General features: G+C 72.7%; 19 protein-coding genes. 5 read left to right on the forward strand and 14 right to left on the reverse strand.

Annotation, left to right across the window (positions count from 1 at the left end; translation table 11 throughout):
* Positions 1-12: 12 nt before the first annotated feature.
* The 4 genes from EOE48_RS23045 to sdhC all read right to left on the reverse strand — a co-directional run bounded on the left by EOE48_RS23045 (position 13) and on the right by sdhC (position 3,649).
* On the reverse strand, positions 13-789 hold the full coding sequence (locus EOE48_RS23045) for a class I SAM-dependent methyltransferase (protein ID WP_127733231.1): 777 nt from the start codon (positions 787-789) through the stop codon (positions 13-15).
* Between the two features lie 74 nt (positions 790-863).
* Positions 864-2,690 (reverse strand): succinate dehydrogenase flavoprotein subunit, encoded by a 1,827-nt coding sequence (gene sdhA, locus EOE48_RS23050; protein ID WP_127733232.1) that lies wholly within the window; start codon positions 2,688-2,690, stop codon positions 864-866.
* A gap of 128 nt (positions 2,691-2,818) precedes the next feature.
* A complete protein-coding gene (gene sdhD, locus EOE48_RS23055; protein WP_127733233.1) occupies positions 2,819-3,220 on the reverse strand; it encodes a succinate dehydrogenase, hydrophobic membrane anchor protein in 402 nt (133 codons plus the stop codon).
* 12 nt (positions 3,221-3,232) lie between these two features.
* Positions 3,233-3,649 (reverse strand): succinate dehydrogenase, cytochrome b556 subunit, encoded by a 417-nt coding sequence (sdhC, locus tag EOE48_RS23060; RefSeq protein ID WP_127733234.1) that lies wholly within the window; start codon positions 3,647-3,649, stop codon positions 3,233-3,235.
* 279 nt (positions 3,650-3,928) lie between these two features.
* On the opposite strand from sdhC, the gene EOE48_RS23065 reads away from it, so the two are divergent.
* Positions 3,929-4,819, forward strand: a complete 891-nt coding sequence (locus EOE48_RS23065) for a LysR family transcriptional regulator (protein WP_127733235.1) — start codon at positions 3,929-3,931, stop codon at positions 4,817-4,819.
* A gap of 48 nt (positions 4,820-4,867) precedes the next feature.
* Here the strand turns inward: EOE48_RS23065 and EOE48_RS23070 are convergent, their stop codons facing one another.
* The 4 genes from EOE48_RS23070 to EOE48_RS23085 form a co-directional block, all read right to left on the reverse strand.
* Positions 4,868-5,416, reverse strand: a complete 549-nt coding sequence (locus tag EOE48_RS23070) for a hypothetical protein (protein WP_127733236.1) — start codon at positions 5,414-5,416, stop codon at positions 4,868-4,870.
* An 18-nt stretch (positions 5,417-5,434) separates the two neighbouring features.
* Entirely contained in the window at positions 5,435-6,133 is a 699-nt protein-coding gene (gene minC, locus EOE48_RS23075) for a septum site-determining protein MinC (RefSeq protein ID WP_127733237.1), read from the reverse strand.
* A gap of 53 nt (positions 6,134-6,186) precedes the next feature.
* Positions 6,187-7,071: a tellurite resistance TerB family protein gene (locus EOE48_RS23080; RefSeq protein WP_127733238.1), complete on the reverse strand. Its 885-nt coding sequence runs from the start codon at positions 7,069-7,071 to the stop codon at positions 6,187-6,189.
* Positions 7,072-7,169: 98 nt separating this feature from the next.
* On the reverse strand, positions 7,170-8,960 hold the full coding sequence (locus tag EOE48_RS23085; protein ID WP_187371519.1) for a DEAD/DEAH box helicase: 1,791 nt from the start codon (positions 8,958-8,960) through the stop codon (positions 7,170-7,172).
* A 278-nt stretch (positions 8,961-9,238) separates the two neighbouring features.
* Between EOE48_RS23085 and EOE48_RS23090 the strand changes: the two genes are divergently transcribed.
* Both EOE48_RS23090 and EOE48_RS23095 read left to right on the forward strand, forming a co-directional pair.
* Positions 9,239-9,541 carry a BrnT family toxin gene (locus EOE48_RS23090; protein ID WP_127733239.1) on the forward strand — a complete coding sequence of 101 codons (303 nt, stop codon included), beginning with the start codon at positions 9,239-9,241 and terminating at the stop codon, positions 9,539-9,541.
* Positions 9,504-9,845, forward strand: coding sequence for a BrnA antitoxin family protein (locus EOE48_RS23095; protein ID WP_127733240.1), 342 nt, complete (start codon positions 9,504-9,506; stop codon positions 9,843-9,845). Before EOE48_RS23090 ends, EOE48_RS23095 begins: the two co-directional genes overlap by 38 nt.
* Positions 9,846-9,896: 51 nt before the next feature.
* Here the strand turns inward: EOE48_RS23095 and EOE48_RS23100 are convergent, their stop codons facing one another.
* The 4 genes from EOE48_RS23100 to EOE48_RS23115 all read right to left on the reverse strand — a co-directional run bounded on the left by EOE48_RS23100 (position 9,897) and on the right by EOE48_RS23115 (position 12,366).
* Positions 9,897-10,178, reverse strand: a complete 282-nt coding sequence (locus EOE48_RS23100) for a hypothetical protein (protein ID WP_127733241.1) — start codon at positions 10,176-10,178, stop codon at positions 9,897-9,899.
* A gap of 89 nt (positions 10,179-10,267) precedes the next feature.
* Positions 10,268-11,269, reverse strand: a complete 1,002-nt coding sequence (locus EOE48_RS23105) for a M23 family metallopeptidase (protein WP_127733242.1) — start codon at positions 11,267-11,269, stop codon at positions 10,268-10,270.
* Positions 11,270-11,335: 66 nt separating this feature from the next.
* On the reverse strand, positions 11,336-11,794 hold the full coding sequence (locus tag EOE48_RS23110; RefSeq protein ID WP_127733243.1) for a hypothetical protein: 459 nt from the start codon (positions 11,792-11,794) through the stop codon (positions 11,336-11,338).
* A gap of 89 nt (positions 11,795-11,883) precedes the next feature.
* Positions 11,884-12,366, reverse strand: coding sequence for an Lrp/AsnC family transcriptional regulator (locus tag EOE48_RS23115; RefSeq protein ID WP_127733244.1), 483 nt, complete (start codon positions 12,364-12,366; stop codon positions 11,884-11,886).
* Between the two features lie 113 nt (positions 12,367-12,479).
* Here EOE48_RS23115 and hppD point away from each other — a divergent pair, with 113 nt between their 5' ends.
* On the forward strand, positions 12,480-13,598 hold the full coding sequence (hppD, locus tag EOE48_RS23120) for a 4-hydroxyphenylpyruvate dioxygenase (RefSeq protein WP_127733245.1): 1,119 nt from the start codon (positions 12,480-12,482) through the stop codon (positions 13,596-13,598).
* A 141-nt stretch (positions 13,599-13,739) separates the two neighbouring features.
* On the opposite strand, the gene grxC is transcribed toward hppD, so the two are convergent.
* Positions 13,740-13,997: a glutaredoxin 3 gene (grxC, locus tag EOE48_RS23125; RefSeq protein ID WP_127733246.1), complete on the reverse strand. Its 258-nt coding sequence runs from the start codon at positions 13,995-13,997 to the stop codon at positions 13,740-13,742.
* Positions 13,998-14,101: 104 nt separating this feature from the next.
* Positions 14,102-14,458 carry a cell cycle two-component system response regulator CpdR gene (cpdR, locus tag EOE48_RS23130; RefSeq protein WP_012334928.1) on the reverse strand — a complete coding sequence of 119 codons (357 nt, stop codon included), beginning with the start codon at positions 14,456-14,458 and terminating at the stop codon, positions 14,102-14,104.
* A gap of 190 nt (positions 14,459-14,648) precedes the next feature.
* On the opposite strand from cpdR, the gene EOE48_RS23135 reads away from it, so the two are divergent.
* Positions 14,649-15,539 carry an N-formylglutamate amidohydrolase gene (locus EOE48_RS23135; RefSeq protein WP_127733247.1) on the forward strand — a complete coding sequence of 297 codons (891 nt, stop codon included), beginning with the start codon at positions 14,649-14,651 and terminating at the stop codon, positions 15,537-15,539.
* The last annotated feature ends 81 nt before the right edge of the window (positions 15,540-15,620 follow it).

Consider the following 15,620-nt stretch of genomic DNA (forward strand, 5'->3'; position numbering starts at 1 on the left):
GCGAACTCCGGATCAGTAGAGGGTGCGGTGGCCGACGGCGGTGTGCCAGGGCGCCGTGTCGGGGCGCTTCTCGAAAACCACCATGCTGTCGTGGAAGGCGATGCCGTGGGTCATGTCGGCGAAGGCGGTGTCGCGGTCGGCCGCATCGCCCTCGACGACGTAGCGGGCATTGAGGCGGTCGAGCTGGCGCTTGGCGAACTCGACGAACGAGCCCGGCCGGCGCAGTCCCCCCTGGAACTCGGGCCAGTACGAGCTGTGCACGTCCTCGACGACGTAGACCCCGTCCGGCGCGATGCGCGGGTAGAGGTGCTCGAACGAGGCGATCTGGTGATCGTTGCGGTGGCTGCCGTCGTCGATGACGACGTCGACCCCGCCCATCGCGGCCATGGCCCGATCCAGCACAGCCGGATCGGCCTGACTGCCGATATGGACGTGCAGTCCGGGATCGTCGAAGGCGGCGCAGCGCGGGTCGACGTCGATGCCGTGGATCACCGCCGCCTCGCCGAAGTAGCGCCGCCACATCTGCAGCGAGCCGCCGTGGAACACGCCGAGTTCGAGCAGCCGAACCGGCTTGCCGCGGTAGCGCGACAGGTGGCGGTCGTAGACTTCGAGGTAGTGGTGCCACTTCAGCGCGAGGCAGTCGGTCTGGGCGTAGAACGCCGCCTCGGCCGGGTTGCGGGCCCGCGCCAGTTCCGCCGCCTGATCGACCGCGACCTGACGGCTGCGGACGATCTCGGCCCAGGCCGGGCTCGCGGCCTCCGCCGCGGGGCGCCGCCAGAACTTCAGCATGACAGGGTTTCCCGAGGGGGCCGGCGCCACCCGGATCCGGGCGGCGCGCGGCGGCGCATCAGTACACGCGGGCCTTAATACACACGAGCCTTGGGCTCGATGTACGAGATGTCGTTCGACATCGTGTAGGTGTGGACCGGCCGGTAGTCGATCGCGACCTTGCGGGCGTCGGGGTCGAGCCACGCCAGGGTGTGCTTCATCCACTGCTTGTCGTCGCGGTCCGGGAAGTCCTCGCGGGCATGCGCGCCGCGCGACTCGGTCCGGTTGGCGGCTGATTCCATCGTGACCACCGCCTGACCGATGAGGTTGTCGAACTCCAGCGTCTCCAGGAGGTCGGTGTTCCACACCAGCGAGCGGTCGGTGACCCCGACATCCTCCGAGCCGGCCCAGACCTTGTGGATCAGGCCCTTGCCCTCCTCCAGCACCTCGCCGGTGCGGAACACGGCGCAGTTGTTCTGCATCGTCTTCTGCATTTCGAGGCGGAGTTCCGCGGTCGGGGTGGCGCCATCGGCGTAGCGGAAGCGGTCGAGGCGGGCGAGCGCCCTGTCGGCCGAGTCCGCCGGAAGGTCGGGCTGGCGGGCACCGGCCTCGACGATCTCGGCGCAGCGCAGGCCCGCGGCGCGGCCGAACACCACGAGGTCGATGAGCGAGTTCGAGCCGAGGCGGTTGGCGCCGTGCACCGACACGCAGGCCGCCTCGCCAATCGCCATCAGGCCCGGCACGACGTGGTCGGGATTGCCGTCCTTCAGCGTCAGCACCTCGCCGTGATAGTTCGTCGGGATGCCGCCCATGTTGTAGTGCACGGTCGGGATGACCGGGATCGGCTCCTTGGTCACGTCGACGCCGGCGAAGATCTTCGCGCTCTCCGAAATGCCGGGCAGGCGCTCGTGCAGGATCTTCGGGTCGAGGTGGTCGAGGTGCAGGAAGATGTGATCCTTGTTCTTGCCGACGCCGCGGCCGCCCCGGATCTCCATGGTCATCGAGCGCGAGACCACGTCGCGGGAGGCGAGGTCCTTGGCGGACGGTGCGTAGCGCTCCATGAAGCGCTCGCCCTCGGAGTTGGTCAGATAGCCGCCCTCGCCGCGCGAGCCCTCGGTGATGAGGCAGCCGGCGCCGTAGATGCCGGTCGGGTGGAACTGGACGAACTCCATGTCCTCGAGTGCGAGGCCGGCCCGCAGCACCATCGCGTTGCCGTCGCCGGTGCAGGTATGGGCCGAGGTCGCCGAGAAGTAGGCCCGGCCGTAGCCGCCGGTGGCCAGCACCGTCGTGGCGGCGCGGAAGCGGTGGATCTCGCCGGTCGCCTGATCGAGGGCGATCACGCCGCGGCAGCGCCCCTCCTCGTCCATGATGAGGTCGAGGGCGAAGTACTCGATGAAGAACTCGGTCTTCGCCTTCACCGCCTGCCCGTAGAGGGTGTGCAGCATGGCGTGGCCGGTGCGGTCGGCCGCCGCGCAGGTGCGCTGCGCGGTGCCCTTGCCGTACTCGGTGGTCATGCCGCCGAACGGGCGCTGGTAGATCTTGCCCTCGGCGGTGCGCGAGAACGGCACGCCCCAGTGCTCGAGCTCGTAGACGGCGGCCGGGGCGTTGCGCACGAGGTACTCGATCGCGTCCTGGTCGCCGAGCCAGTCCGACCCCTTCACGGTGTCGTACATGTGCCAGCGCCAGTCGTCCGGCCCCATGTTGCCGAGCGAGGCCGAGATGCCGCCCTGGGCCGCCACGGTGTGCGAGCGGGTCGGAAACACCTTGGTGATGCAGGCGGTGCGAAGCCCCGCCTGCGAGCAGCCGACGGTGGCGCGCAGGCCCGCGCCGCCGGCGCCGACGATCACGACGTCGAAGGTGTGGTCGATGATGGGGTACGCCTTGCCGTTCTGGGCCGGCGCGGCGGTTCCGTTGGTGGCCATGGGCGAATTCCCTGACAGGTTACGCGAGGGCCGGAGCGCGGTTCGATCGCGGCGATCGGACCCTGCTCCGGATCGTTGACTTTGCCGCATCGTCCGACGAAGCGGTCTCCACTGCGTCGGACAGGGCTCTAGAGGCTCACCCGCAAGATGGCGTAGAGACAGGCGACGGCGACTGCGACACAGTAGAAGTTGTTCGCCATCACCGCGGCGATCTTCAGGCCCTTGTCGTGGACGTAGTCCTCAATGACGATCTGGAGCCCCATCCGCATGTGGTTTGTCACCGAGATCACCGCCAGGATCAGCAGGATCGCGACGAGCGGGTGCGAGATCAGCGCGACCGCCTCCGGGTAGGGGCGGCCGGCCATCTTGGCGATGATGACCACGAAGGCGAGGATCAGCGGGACGTTGGAGACCGCGGTGACCCGGTGCAGCCACCACTCGCTGGTGCCGTGATGGGCCGGGCCGAGGCCCTTCACGCGGGCGCTGGCGGTGCGGATCGAGGGGCGGATCTCGGGGCGGTTGTCGGCCATCGGGCGAACTCCTCAGCGGGCCAGCAGGGCGACGGCCCAGACGACGACCGTCAGCGCGGCCGAGCCGACCAGCGTGTACTTGGCCATGGCGATGCGGGTGCCGGGCTCCATGCCGTGGCCGAAGTCCCAGACGAGGTGGCGGATGCCGCCGAGCATGTGGTGGAGCAGGATCCAGGTGTAGACGAAGATCACCAGCCGCCCGAGGATCGAGCCGTAGAGCCACGCCACCGGGTCGTAGGCGCCCGGACCGGAGGCCAGGGCGACGAGCCAGACCGCGACCAGGAAGGTGCCGGCATACAGCGCCACGCCGGTGATGCGGTGGAACACCGACATCGCCATGGTCCAGGTCCAGCGGTAGATCTGGAGGTGGGGCGACAGCGGACGGACCACCGGGCTGCCGGCGGCGGGGGACCTGGCGGGTTCGGCCATCATGCGTTCCTTGTCGCGTCCCGAGGACGCTGTAGCGGCTCTAAACTGGGCTTCCCTACCGGGTCCGCCGCCGGCCCGCAACGCGGCGGGTCGCGGGCTCGGCACCCGGGCAACGGATGGTTCGACCGTATCTCTTCCTTGGAACTGGTCCGGTTCGCAATACGGCTCTCGTTGACGCTCCCTTCGCGAACCGCGAAGGGTGGCACGGGCCGGACGTTCGGCCGGGGCGGATGGCATCGTCCCGGCTTTCGCGTCCGGCGCAAGCAGCCCGGGACCGCCATGCATTTCGACCTCGTCGACCTCAGCCTGTTCCGCCACGTCGTCGAGGCGGGGTCGATCACCCACGGCGCCGGGCGGGCGAACCTCGCGCTGGCGGCGGCGAGCCACCGCATCCGCGCGATGGAGGCTTCGCTCGGGGCCTCGCTCCTGACGCGCGCCCGCCAGGGCGTCACCCCGACCCCGGCCGGGCGCGCCCTGCTGTCGCATGCCCGCGCGATCCTCTCCGACGTCGAGCGGCTGCAGAGCGACCTGTCGGCCTTCGCCGGCGGCGCCTCGGGCCTGATCCGGGTCCTGTCCAACACCAATGCGCTCACCGAATTCCTGCCCGAGGCGCTGTCGGCCTACCTCACCGAGCATCCCGGCGTGAGCGTCGACATCGAGGAGCGGCTGTCGGACGAGATCGTCGGGCTGGTCGCCGAGGGGGCGGCCGATCTCGGCCTCGTCGCCGGCACGGTCGAGACCGGCACGCTCGAGACCTTCCCGTTCCGCCGCGACCGCTTCGTCGTAGTGGTGGCGCAGGACCACCCGCTCGCCGCCCGCGCGGCGGTCGACTTCGCCGAGGTGCTGGAGCACGACCTCGTCGGGCTCGACCGGGCGAGCGCGCTGACCCGGTTCCTCGCCGTCAAGGCGGCGCGGGCCGGCCGGCCCCTGCGCCTGCGGGTGCAGTTGCGCGGCTTCGACGCGGTCTGCCGCCTCGTCGAGTGCCGCGCCGGCCTCGGCATCGTCCCCGAGACCACCGCCCGCCGGGCCGCCCGCACCATGGCGATCGCGGTCGTGGCGCTCGCCGATCCGTGGGCGGTGCGCGACCTCACGATCTGCCTGCGCAGCCTCGCGGGCCTGCCGCCCTTCGCGCAGGACTTCGTCGCGCATCTGCGGGCGGGAGTGGAGTGAGCGTGGCCGGCTCCACGCCGGCAGACCAAGCCGCCGGCCTGACCCCGCCTAACCTTCCGGCGGCTCCGGCGGGGGCGCCTCCGGTGCCGGTGGCGGCGGGCCGTGGTCGGTGCGCCACTGCGCGAACAGGCTCTGGAGCACCGCCACGGTGTCGCGCACCGCCTTGGCCTCGTCCTCGACCGAGACTCCCTCGGAGACCGAGTTGCGGGTGGCGAGCAGCGCCCGCTCCTCGATCTCGGCGAGGCGCTCGAGGTAGTCGGGGCGCTCGGCGAGCAGGCTGAGGGCGTCGCCCATCGCGGTGGCGAGGGTGGTGGCGAGGAGCCCGGCGGTCGCGACGTCGCCGACCGAGGCCTCGTAGGGCTCGTCCAGCTCCTCGTCGCTCTCCTCGGCCTCCGCCTCGGCGGCGGCCTGGAGCCCCTCGACCAGCGCTTCCAGCAGTTCCGCCGCGGTGTCGTCCGGCACCGCGAGGCGCAGGGCGATCTCGGGCTCGGCCGCCTCGAAGCCGGCGGTGCCGAGGGTGACCTGAAGGATGCCGGGCCGGCGCAGGCTGAGGCCCATCAGGGCGTTGGCGTAGATCGTCGGCGCGTCGGACGCCATCGGGGGTCCTCCGAAGGATCAGTCGATCGGCGAGGTGCGCATCGCGTCGCCGTCGAGCCAGACATGGACCGGACGGCCGATCAGCGACGGGTCGATGTCGTCGGCGATGCGGTAGAGCCCGTCGATGGCCAGCAGCTCGGGCTCGAACCGGCGGCAGACGATGCGGGCGTTGGCGTTGCCGCTGGCGCCGGCGATCGCCCGCCCGCGCAGGGCGCCGTAGACGTGGATCGAGCCGCCCGCGATGATCTCGGCGCCCGAGGCGACCGAGCCCATCACGGTCACGTCGCCCTCCGGGAACAGGATCGCCTGCCCCGAGCGCACCGGCTGGTCGAGGACGAGCGACCCGGTGGCCTTCGGGCGCTCGGCCGGGGCGGGAGCCGGGTCGTCCGGGGTCGGGATCGTCTCGGCCGGGCGCCCGCCGCTCAGGGCCGGCGGCAGGCCGTCCCCGGCGGCGCCGCCCGCCCCTTCCAGGCCCATGATCGGGATGTCCCGGGCCCGGAGGGCGCCGACGAGGTCGATCAGGTCGTCGCGGCCCGGCGCGAGGCCGGTGACGTCGAGGATGACGGCGCGGCCGGCGAAGAAGGCCGGCGAGCGCCGGGCCAGGGCGTCGAGGTCGGCGAGCCAGTCGGCGACCGGGGCGGAGGGCGCGAGCACCACCGCCATGAACGAGCGGCCACGGAAACGGATCGGCGGGCGGGAGGGACTGGGGGTCTGCACGGGTTTACCGCTTGTTTACCGGCCCATCAGGAGCCCGCAGGGTTAGCGAAGCGTTAACGCGGCGCCGATTCGGATGCCTGCGCGATCGTCCGCTCGATGTGGCGCGCGAGGCCCGGATCGAGCCCGAGGCGCCGGGCGAGGTCGTCGAGGTAGCGCCGCTCCGGCTCGGTGTCGACCCGGATCGCCATCACCGACGCGGCGTAGATCTCCGTCGCCTCCTCGGGCGAGCGGGCGAGGCGGGCGACGGCGTCGATGTCGAGGGGCGCCCGCAGGGCGTCCATCAGGAAGGCCTTGTCGTCGGGGTCGAGGTCGTGGCGATCCATCTCCCCGAAGATCCGCGCCTGCTCGTCGGCGTCGATCTGCCCGTCGGCCTTGGCGGCGGCGATCATCGCGGTGAGCAGCGCGCGGGCGAGCGTCTCCTCGTCGGCCGTCGAGGCCGGGGCGAAGCGGGTGCCGCCGAGCATCGCGGCGGCCTCCTCGGCGCTCGGCAGGAAGCCGCCGGAGCGCTGCGGCGCCGCGGCCGGCACCGGCGCGAAGGCGCCGTGGCGCTGCCCGCCGAAACCGCCCGGCCGACCGCCGCCCTGGGGCGCCGGCGGCCGGTTCGCCTCCCACTGCCGGTAGGCCTGATAGGCGAGCGAGGCGATCATCGCGAGGCCGCCGGCCCTTCCCGTCCGGCCGCCCATCATGCCGCCGCCGAGACCCCCGCCCATTCCTCCGCCCATCATGCCGCCGCCGAAGCCGCCGCCGCGGCGCCGGCCGCCGAGGACCAGCGAGGCGAGGCCGCCGAGGATCGCGCCCTTGGCGCCGTCGCCGCTGAGGGACCGGGCGAGCTGGTCGAGGGGCGCGCCGGAGGAGGGGCCCGGATGGCCGCCCCATTGCCCGCCGCGATGGCCGCCGCCACCGAGGAACTGGTCGAGGAGGCGCTTGGCGTCGAACATCGGCGTCGGTCTCCGGCGGGCCGCGGGGCACCCGCGGCCGGTCGGTCCGAGGTGGGGTGGAGAAGGCCCGGCGCCAAGGTCCGCCTCGGCCCGCATCCTCACACGTAGCGGGCGTCGCCCTCCAGCAGGTGGAGGTGGTCGTGCAGGCGGTTGCGCTCCAGCCAGTCGAGGGCGGCCTCGAGTTCGGCGGCGCTCATCTCGGCCCGGCTGCGGCCGGAGACCCGCTTGAGCACCGCGTTGTAGCGGTGGGGCAGGCCGCCGCGGCGCGGCACCCGCAGGTCGGCCGCGTCCTCCGCCGCCTGCGCGGTCACCAGGGCGGCGACGCGGGCGCGCAGGCGGTCCTCGGCCCGCGAGGGCGGCTCGGCCGGGGCCGCGACGGCGGCCGGAGCAGCCGGTGTCGGCTCGGCCTCCGGGGCGGGTGCGGCGGGGCGCGGGCGCAGCATGAGGTAGCGCAGCCCGATGGCGTTGCTCTCCAGCGGCACGATGCCGTCGTCGGGTCCCTCGCGCACCGGGCCGTTGGCGGCGCCGACCGGGCGCGGCGGGCGGCGGCCGGGGGCGGTGGCCTGCTCGGCCTCGACCCGGGCGCGGAAGCGCGCGAAGAGCGGGTCGTCGGGGTGGAACACCAGGGCATGCTGGTCGGCGTAATCGCCGGCATGGGGATCGACCCGGGTCGCGCGGGCGATCATCTGTTCGAGCCAGGGCCGGCTGCGGATGTGGGTCAGCGCCGCCACCACGGCGACCTCCGGGGCGTCGAGCCCCTCGTAGGCCATCGCCACCGTGACCAGCACGGCCGGCTCCGGCCGCAGCCGGAACGCCGCCAGCGCCGCGTGGGCGCCGGGCTCGTCGGAGATCGCGAGGCGGATGTCGCGCTCGGCCTGTCCGGGCGGCATCCAGCCGCGCAGCATCGCGTGGTAGCGCTGGGCGCTGGCCTGATCGGGGGCGACGACGAGGAGCTTGCCGAGGCCGCTCGCCGCCTCGCCGGTGGGCAGCCCCCGCGCCTCCCGGCGCGCCGTGCGGAGGCGGCGGGTGGCGAAGAACGCCTCGCGCAGGAGGTCGCGGGCGAAGCCGGTGCGGAGCGCCGTGAACAGGGCCGGGCGGGTGGTCGCGCCCCGGGCCGACAGCCGGTGCGGGCCGACCCGGGCCTGCTCCGAGGCCCGCCCGCCCTCGAGCCAGCTCGCCTCGCCGTCGAGGGCGCCGAAGCTCACCGGCAGCACCGCTCGCTCGGCCAGGGCGTCGGAGCGCGAATAGCCGATCACCGCCCAGCCCGGCGCGTCGAGGTCCGGCAGCGGCCGGGCGCCCGGGCCGGCCGCTGCGTAGGGCAGCCACAGGATCCGTCGGCCGTCGGCCCGCTCCAGGGTGCCGGAGAGCAGCAGCCGCAGGCGGGCGTGGCGCAGCAGCGGCAGCAGCGCCCGGCTCCACCCCGCCTCCTCGGCGCCGGGATCGCCCTCGGCGAGGACCGGCAGGTGGTGGACCTCGTCGAGCACGAGCAGGGTCGGGACCCGGCGGATCTCGGCGAGGTGGAGGTCGGGCGCCGCCGCGACCGCCTGATAGGTGGTGACGTAGCCGTCGAGGCCGCGGGCCGGGTCGGGCCGGTTCTCCGCCGCCCGCACTGCCAGGGAATGCCCGAGGGCGGCGCGCCAGACCGGATCGGCGAACGCCTCCTCGGCCTGGAGCCGCAGGGAATCCCGCGGCACCACCCAGACCACCCGGGCGACGAGGCCCGCCGCGACGAGCCGGGCGGCGGCGATGACCGGCAGCAGCGACTTGCCCCCGCCCGGCGTGACCGCCGCCAGGATGTCGGCGACCTCGCCGGCCTCGCCGCGCGCGAGGGCGGCCGCCAGGGCGGCGAGGCTGCGCTGATGGCGGCGCAGGGGACGGGGGACGGTCACGGCGGGTTCGCGGGCACCATGGCGGCGAGGATGGCCGACGCGGGCCGGGAAGGGAATCCGGATGGGCGCCGCGGATGGCGGTTGCCACCAGGGAAGATCGGGAGGATCGGAAGCTGACGGTTCCGATCGAATCAGCTTCTGGGTGGTGCGTCAGGCAGGGGGCCGATGCAGGGGCAAACCCACGCCCCTTCGCCCGGCAAGGTAGCAGGACCAAGGTGTCCGCATCCCGTTCCTTGAGATATCTGTACCCCCAGTAATTTGTCCTGCCGGGTCGGAGCGTGTGGGATGAGCCCAACCGGCAAAGGAACCTGAAGCCGGAGCCAGAGGGTCACGGCCTGGACTTCATGGCCGTGGAAGCCGGCTTCGATCTCAGCTCCGCGCTGTTCGTGCCCGCGGCGCCTGGCCGCGATGGGCGTCCCCGCTTCCTCGCACTCGGACTGTTCGGGGAGCGGTTACGTGCCCTTGTTTTCGCGCCGCTCGGTTCCGAAGCCATTTCCCTCATCAGCTTCCGCCGCGCCAGCGCGAAGGAGCGTAAGGTCTGTCATGACGCGCAAGGCGAGTGTTCCGCCCCTCTCGGATGAAGAGGAGGCCCGCATCCAGGCTCAGATCGCCAACGATCCCGACAGCCCGGAAATCACGGATGAGGAAGCCCGGCAGCCTCGACCCTTCGCCGAGGCCCTGCCCGAACTCCACGCCGCCTGGATGCGCAATCGCGGCCGGCCCAGGGCCGACGTGACGAAGGTGGCGGTGAAGCTGCGGCTCGACCCGGACATCGTGGAGAGCCATCGCGCCGGCGGCCCCGGTTGGCAGACGCGGATGAACGACTTGCTGCGCGAGGGGATGAACAGCCATCCCGACCGCGCACGGCAGGGCAAACGCCGCTGAATCCCCTCCCCTGCGTGGCCGTGGCTGCCGGGCCGGCCGCTTCGGGGTGGCTCAGTTCGCCAGTTCCACGCCCCCCGCCGCGAGCGTCGCGTCGATGACGTGGGCCGGCGGCACCACCGGCTCCGCGACCGGGACGGTCAGGATCGGATCCGCCTCGATCGGATCCGGCTTGGCGTAGGCGCGGCCGTAGCAGCGGCAGATCGCCTGCCAGAACAGGTCCTGCTGGTCTTCCGGGAAGCGCCCGAGGCAGGCCCGGAGCGCCGCCTCGCCAGCACTCGCGTAGGTCTCGCGCTGGTCGGCGTCGAGGAGTTCGGGACCCGGGGACGGTTGCATCGCGTCGGCCTCGCTGCGTGGATACGCTCGCGTTGCAACGCGCAACCCGCGGTTTCGATCCGGCCACGGCCGCGTTTCGTGCGCGGCGCTCAGGGCAGCGTCAGGGTGAAGCGGTGGGTGAGCGCGTCGGCGCCGCCGCGGCGGACCGCGAAGGTCGCGGCGTAGGTCCCCGGCGGCCAGCCGCCGGCGGGGCGCTTGCGGCCGGCGAACAGCAGCGACTGCGCCCGTGGCCGGGCCAGGGCTGGCTCCTCCCGCTCGGCGATCACCCGGCCGTCGGGACCGGCGAGGCTGAGGCGCTGGACGTCGCCGGTGTCGAGCCCGATCGCCCGGATCCAGGCCACCAGGGCGTCGGGGTCGCGCGGCACCGCGCCGACCGCCTCGCCCTCGACCGCCTCCATGGTCACCGGGCCGGGCGCGAAGCCGGCATTCAGCACCGTACCGGCCCGGTAGGCCAGGGCGCGGCGCGCCGCCTCGTTCCACAGCGAGCCGTCCAGGGAGGCCGCCGCAGTGCAGGACCCCGCCGCGAGGCCCGGGGCGAACGGGTCGATCGTCCGGCCGTTGCGGCGCAGGGTGAAGTGCAGGTGCGGGAACTCGGTCGCGCCCGACAGGCCGACCTGTCCGAGCGGCTGGCCGGCGGCGACCCGGTCGCCGGGCCTCACCCGCAGGCTTCCCTTCGCGAGGTGGCAGTACTGGGTCTCGTCGCCGTCGGCATGGGCGATCACGAGGCCGTTGCCGCACTCGACCCCGGCGACCGCCCCGCGCCCGGTCTCCCGCACCGAGACGTCGGGCGCGTCGTTGCGGGTGCGCAGCACCCGGCCGTCGGCGGCGGCCAGCACGGTGCCGGGGCCGCGCGCCGCCTCGGGCCGGGTCGTCAGGCGGAAGTCGGTGCCGTCGTGGCCGTCATAGGTGCGCGGGCCGCAGGCGTGGTCGCGGGCGCCCGAGGACGGGTCGTGGTCGACATAGTGCTGCACGAAGCAGGTCCGGCCCGGCGTGCAGGCGAGCGGCAGCGCCAGCGAGATCGTCTGGGCCCGCGCCGCCGGGGCGAGGGCGAGGACGGCGAGAAGGCCCGGCAGGCGGGCGATGCGACGCATGGGAACCCCGCTCCGGATCGGTCGCCCGCCTATAGGATATGCGGCAGCGCCCGGCTACGCGGCGGCCTACTGGGCCGGATCGACGAGCGTCAGCTTGCCCTCGAATGGCTTCGACTGCGCGTTCACGCTGGTGCAACCCCAGGTGTAGTTCCCCGGCGCGATGGTGCGCAGGCGGATCTCGCCCTTGCCCTTCGCCTTGACGAGGTAGGCGTCGTTGCTGGCGACGTGGACGACGTCGCCGTCGTGGTGCAGCACGTTCTTGTTCTGGAAGATCTGCGGCGCGGTGATCGAGACCTGGGCGTCGGACTGGTTGACCACCTGGAGGCTCACGTTGCTCTGGGCCGGGAGTCGCAATTCGGCCGGGGCGCAGTCGGCGGCGCCGTCCTTCGTGCTGATCGTCACCTCGACCGGGGGCATCACCTCGCCGCCGGCCTTCGGCGGCGGCAGGTCGTTGGCGGCCAGCGCCGGGACCGCGAGGGCGACGAGGCCGGCGAGCGGGAGCGCGGTGGTGAGGCGGGCGGGCATGGGGAACTCCGGGTGCAGCGATCTGCGTCAGGCCAGAACGCGGCGCCCGCTGCGGCGTTTCAGGGCGCGACCCCGTGGCCCATCCGGCCTCAGCGGCGCACAGGGAGCGGCAGCGGCGCCGCCTCCTTGAGGGTGTGCAGCACCACCGAGGAGCGGACATGGGCGACGCTCTCGTGCGGCAGCAGCGCGTCGTTGACCACCGCCGAGAGGGCGGCGAGGTCGGGCACGATCATCTTCAGCAGGTAGTCGCTGTCGCCGGTGAGGGCGTGGGCCTCCAGCACGCAGTCGAGGCCGCGCACGAGGTCGGCGAAGCGCCGGGCGTTGTCGCGGCTGTGGGCGGCGAGCGCGACCTTGGTGAACACCACGATGCCGAGGCCGAGCAGGCCGGGGGCGAGGTCGGCCCGGTAGCCGCGGATCACCCCGCGCTCCTCCAGCCGCAGGCGCCGGCGTGAGCACTGGCTCGCCGACAGGTTCACCCGGTCGGCCAGCTCCTGGTTGCCGAGGCGCCCGTCCGCCTGCAAGGCCGCGAGGATCTTCAGGTCGAACCCGTCCAGATCCACCGAATCCGCCATGACCGCCCCTCCGGATGCACGATCCGCGCATCGAACGCCGGCCGTGGCCCTGCCTTCGCACGCCTCGCGCGGGCGAACCATGCTGTTCTCCCCGCCAGCAACAGGAGGATGGCATGGGCCCCTACCCGCACGGCGCGCCGGCACCGGTGATCGGCGACGACAACCCGATGGGCACCGACGGCTTCGAGTTCGTCGAGTACGCCCACCCGGAGCCGCAGGCCCTGCACGACCTGTTTCGCGCCATGGGCTTCAGCGCGGTGGCGCGCCACCGCAGCAAGGCGATCACGGTCTACCGCCAGGGCGACGTGAACTACCTCGTCAACGAGGAGCCCGGCAGCCACGGCCACCGCTTCGTCGCCGCCCACGGCCCCTGCGCCCCCGCGATGGCGTTCCGGGTGGTCGACGCGCAGGCCGCCTATGCGCGGGCGATCGCCCTCGGGGCCGAGCCGGCCGACCCGGCGGAGGGCGGCAAGACCCTCGACGTGCCGGCGATCAAGGGCATCGGCGGCTCGCTGCTGTACTTCGTCGACACCTACGGCGCGAAGGGCTCGCCCTACGCGGCGGAGTTCGAGTGGCTCGGCGAGCCCGATCCGCGGCCCGCCGGCGTCGGGCTGTTCTACCTCGACCACCTCACCCACAACGTCCATCGCGGCCGGATGAGCGTCTGGGCCGGGTTCTACGAGCGGTTGTTCAACTTCCGGCAGATCCGCTACTTCGACATCGAGGGCAAGCTCACCGGCCTGTTCTCCAAGGCCCTGACCTCGCCGGACGGCAAGATCCGCATCCCGATCAACGAATCGGCCGACGCGAAGAGCCAGATCGAGGAATACCTTCACGCCTACAACGGCGAGGGGATCCAGCACATCGCCTGCGGCTGCCGCGACATCTACGCGACGATCGAGACCCTGCGCGAGCGCGGGGTGGCGTTCATGCCCTCGCCGCCGGGCCTGTACTACCGCCGCATCGACCGCCGGGTGCCCGGCCACGGCGAGCCGGTGGAGCGGCTGGAGCGCAACGGCATCCTCATCGACGGCGAAGGCGTGGTCGAGGGCGGGACGACCAAGATCCTGCTGCAACTGTTCTCGGCCAACGCGATCGGGCCGATCTTCTTCGAGTTCATCCAGCGCAAGGGCGACGACGGCTTCGGCGAGGGCAACTTCAAGGCCCTGTTCGAGTCGATCGAGGAGGACCAGATCCGCCGCGGCGTTCTGGCCGAGCCGAGCGCCGCCTGAAAGCCGCGCCGCGCCTCATACGAAATCCGGATGATCGCTCGGCGATCCTGCCGGATCGCTTTCGCGATGCGGATTTCAGCTTCGCTCAGACGCCGCGCGGGCTTCGATACGATTTTCGGAACCGATCGTCCGAAAATCGTATCACCCGGCCAAGAGCGGGTCGAGGCGGCCGGCGCGGTCGAGGGCGTAGAGGTCGTCGCAGCCGCCGACATGGGTCTCGCCGACGAAGATCTGCGGCACGCTGGTGCGCCCGCCGGCCCGCTCGGTCATCTCCTTGCGGGCGCCGGCCTTGGCCTCGACGTCGATCTCGGTGAAGGCGGCGCCCTTGTCGCGCAGCAGGGTCTTGGCCGCCGTGCAGTAGGGGCACCAGCTCGTGGTGTAGATCGTGACCGGCTGCATGGCGTGGCGTCTCGCGGGACCCGTCTGGGCGCGAGGCTCCATATAGGCGGATCGCGCCGCCGCGCCTATGCCGGGGGCGCAACGGTCCGCGCGGGAGCGGCCGTTCAGGCCGCCATCAGCTTCTCGACCTCGTTGACCAGTTCGCGCAGGTGGAACGGCTTCGACAGCACCTTGGCGTCCTTGGGCGCCTTGGAATCGGGGTTCAGCGCCACCGCGGCGAAGCCGGTGATGAACATGACCTTGATGTCGGGGTCGAGTTCGGTCGCGCGCCGCGCCAGCTCGATGCCGTCCATCTCCGGCATCACGATGTCGGTGAGCAGGAGCTCGAACGGCTCCTCGCGCAGCCGGTTGTAGGCGGAGAGACCGTTGTCGAACGAGGCGACGTCGTAGCCGGCGTTCTGCAGCGCCTTGGCCAGGAAGCGACGCATGTCGTTGTCGTCTTCCGCGAGCAGGATCTTCATCGAGCGGGTTCCGCGCTGTCGATTCGCAGGGTTTCTTCCATAAAGCGCCGGCTTGGTAAACAAGTGGTTGACGGCGGGGGCGCGGGCGTGCCGGCCACGATCCAGTGGACAGGGCCCGGGCGGAGCGCCAGATTGGACGAATGAGACCGTGCCCCCGTTCCCGCTCCACGGCCGCAGCCCGGATGGCCGGATGAGCGAGACCTCGCCCTCGTCGCTGTTCGATCCGCCCTTCGTGGTCGACGAGCCGGAGCGGCACGCCCTGCCCTACGTGTTCAACACTGGGCATTCCGGCGCGGTCTACCCGCCCTCCTTCGTCGCCGCCTCGCGCCTCGACGCCGTGACCCTGCGCCGGTCGGAGGACGCTTTCGTCGACCGCCTGTTCGCCCCCGTCGTCGGGCTCGGCGCGCCGCTGATGCGGGCCTGCTTCCCGCGCGCCTATCTCGACGTCAACCGCGAGCCCTACGAGCTCGACCCGCGGATGTTCGACGGCCGCCTGCCGCCCTTCGCCAACATCCGCTCGATGCGGGTCGCCGGCGGGCTCGGCACCGTGCCGCGGGTGGTCGCCGACGGGCAGGAGATCTATCGCGGCCGCCTGCCGGTCGAGGAGGCGGTGGCGCGGATCGAGGGGCTGTACAAGCCCTATCACGCGGTGCTGCGCGGCCTCGTCGCCCGCACCGCCCGGGCCTTCGGCCACGCGGTGCTGATCGACTGCCACTCGATGCCCTCGACCAGCCTCGGCCGCGAGGAGGGCGCGCGCACCGACATCGTGCTCGGCGACCGCTTCGGCACCTCCTGCGCCCCGGAACTCACCGATTGCGTCGAGGGCGCCCTGCGGGCCGAGGGGTTCCGGGTGGTGCGCAACCGGCCCTATGCCGGCGGCTTCGTCACCGAGCATTACGGCGAGCCGAGCCTCGGCCGCCACACGCTCCAGATCGAGATCAACCGCGGCCTCTACATGGACGAGCGCAGCCTGACGCCGAAGCCGGCCTTCGACGGGCTGAGCGCGCGGCTGCACGCGGCCGTCGGCCGGGTCGCGGCCGAATCCCTCGACCTCGCGCCCCGGCGCATCGCCGCCGAATAGTCACATCGTCCGATGCGGCGGGGGCCGCGTTGCCGCGGCGGCAGTCGTGGGACTAGAAGCGGGCTGTCCTCCCGACCCACG

It is taken from the genome of Methylobacterium oryzihabitans, assembly GCF_004004555.2.
In the GTDB taxonomy this organism is placed as follows: Bacteria; Pseudomonadota; Alphaproteobacteria; order Rhizobiales; family Beijerinckiaceae; genus Methylobacterium; species Methylobacterium oryzihabitans.